The 2,258-nt window shown below is 35.2% G+C and carries 3 protein-coding genes and 2 pseudogenes; 1 reads left to right on the top strand and 4 read right to left on the bottom strand.

Annotated elements, in window-relative coordinates:
* The 3 genes and pseudogenes from AC13CK_RS00025 to AC13CK_RS00015 all read right to left on the bottom strand — a co-directional run.
* Positions 1-162, bottom strand: a pseudogene (locus tag AC13CK_RS00025) (DDE-type integrase/transposase/recombinase); the annotation flags it as partial.
* Positions 163-216: 54 nt separating this feature from the next.
* Positions 217-519, bottom strand: a complete 303-nt coding sequence (locus tag AC13CK_RS00020; protein WP_001140620.1) for a helix-turn-helix domain-containing protein — start codon at positions 517-519, stop codon at positions 217-219.
* Positions 512-868 (bottom strand): type II toxin-antitoxin system RelE/ParE family toxin, encoded by a 357-nt coding sequence (locus tag AC13CK_RS00015; protein ID WP_004668307.1) that lies wholly within the window; start codon positions 866-868, stop codon positions 512-514. The genes AC13CK_RS00020 and AC13CK_RS00015 overlap by 8 nt, the downstream gene beginning before the upstream one ends.
* An 803-nt stretch (positions 869-1,671) precedes the next feature.
* On the opposite strand from AC13CK_RS00015, the gene AC13CK_RS00010 reads away from it, so the two are divergent.
* Positions 1,672-2,001: a four-helix bundle copper-binding protein gene (locus AC13CK_RS00010; protein ID WP_016658833.1), complete on the top strand. Its 330-nt coding sequence runs from the start codon at positions 1,672-1,674 to the stop codon at positions 1,999-2,001.
* A gap of 129 nt (positions 2,002-2,130) precedes the next feature.
* Here the strand turns inward: AC13CK_RS00010 and AC13CK_RS00005 are convergent.
* A pseudogene (locus AC13CK_RS00005) lies at positions 2,131-2,258 on the bottom strand (type II toxin-antitoxin system RelE family toxin); the annotation flags it as partial.

The raw sequence follows: 2,258 nt of genomic DNA, 5'->3' as shown, positions 1-2,258 counted from the left end.
ATAAAAATCAATGGTATCGCCACGTTGATCGACTGCACGATACAGATAAGACCATCGTCCATTCACTTTTACATAGGTTTCATCAATATGCCACGAGCTCAGATCTGTAGGATTACGCCAATACCAGCGTAAACGTTTTTCTATTTCAGGAGCATACCGTTGGGTTCAACGTTATACGAATCTAAAAATGGGAGCCTATAGCTCCCATTTTTATTGTTAAACGTTGAATCCTATATGTTTTCCTGTTGGAAGCTCTACATCAATACGGAGCTTCCCACCCATTGCCTCAACATACTTTTTCATGGTTGAAATCTTAAGATCATTGCCACGATTTTCTATTGCTGAAAGCGATGGCTGTTTTATTCCCAAAGTTTCAGCAAGCTCTTTTTGAGAAATTTCGAGTTCTTCACGAATAAGATGAAGCTGATTTTCTAGCAGTAATTCATCAGCCATTTTTTGAATACGGGCTTGGCTCTCTGGAGAGCGGCTAGCTAACAATTCTTGCAGAGTCTTAGCCATTAGATTTATCTCCTAGGGTAGTGAGATGAAGTTGGTATTGTTCATCTGCAATATCCAGCATGTCTTTATAAAAACGCTTTTTACCGCCTTTATCAGCAATACATAGAACAATAGCCTGTCGTAAGGGATCAAATGCGAAGAAAGCTCTTAAGGGTCTACCGCGATGTTGAACACGCAGTTCTTTCATATTGGTAAATTTAGACTCATACACAGTATCTACTAAAGGACGGCCTAAACTCGGTCCCTGCTGCTGTAGAACAACCAGGGCAGCTAGGACCTTCTCTTGTGTAGGTTCATCTTGCTGTTCAAGCCACTGATTAAATAGATCTGTCGTAATGACTGTCCACATACCATAACCAGAATATAGATTATAGTCTATATTTTAGGGGCATTATGTTTGTTTTGCAAATGAGAAAGGATAGGCAATAAAAAACCCCGGCATCCTGCCGGGGTTTTTCGTATTGGTTCGCTCGGTATAACTCCTGTCGTACCTTACAGTCCTTGTGCTTATCTATTGTTATTCTTGTTGTGCTTATCTATTGTTATTCTTGTATGGAACTTCCTGTTCCCGATGAGTTCATCATAGGAAAATTCACCTTTCCTGGACAGCCGTAAAGAACCGGAATTTACGTAAGCCCAGGCGTACAAAATAGCCTAAATTTTATCCACAAAAAATGTGGATAATTTTGGACATTGAGGCATTGATAAAATTTGAAAAACCTCAAAATTGACCATTTTTTAAACAATTTTATTAGCAAGAAGTATCAAAACTGCTCATAAAAAAGCCGACTTGTTTCCAAGTCAGCTTTTCGACATCGTCGAGCATTATCACTATAACACAAGTATTTGATTTTTATGTGTTTAAAATATGCATTTCGTATAACGCCCATTATGTTAAATAGAGGGAAAATCTATTTTTAAAGTGATAAAATTATTGTAGTTATTTTAAGAATAGCTGCTTTTGATACTTGATCATCTATCCTAATTAAAAACTGTTTTTTAATAATTTGGAATATAAATAAGATTTAGTTAAAATTAACATTATTCATATAAATTAACATTATGTATTACATTTACTAATAATTTAAAATAATTAGTAGAAAAAAATTATGTTTTAATTATTTCTTTGATTATATAAGTTGAGAGTAAAAAATGATTAATACGGAATTTTCAAAGTGTATTTCTGCATGTACAAACTGTTCACTTATTTGTACTGAATGTGCAACTTCTTGTTTAAAAGAAAAAGATTTAGAGATGATGCGTGAATGTATTCAACGTTGTCTAGAATGTGCAGATATTTGTCAGTTATGTGTGCGTATGCAACAACATAACTCACCTTTCCTCAAAGAGATTTGTGAGCTTTGTGCTAAGATCTGTGAATATTGTGCGGAAGAGTGTGAAAAACATTCACATGATCATTGTAAAAAATGTGCTGAGGCTTGCCGTCAGTGTGCAGAAGAATGTCGAAAAATTGCCATGTAAAATACTTCAATAATGTTAATTATATGGCTCTAGACTAACATAATCATTCTGCTAGTCTTAGAGCCTTTCCTAAAATTAACATAATACACCTTATACGAAGCCAAAAATGGGAGCTTTAAGCTCCCATTTTTAGTCTTTAATTCGCTTTTTCGCTTCGTCATAAACTATGCTATCAGCTCGTTTTCCGACGGTAATGAGCAGGATAACTACCTGATCATCTTTAACTTGATAGACAAGTCGGACACCAGCTTTTAATA

It is taken from the genome of Acinetobacter sp. L-24, from assembly GCF_056857555.1.
This window is presented reverse-complemented; position numbering and strand designations above follow the sequence as displayed.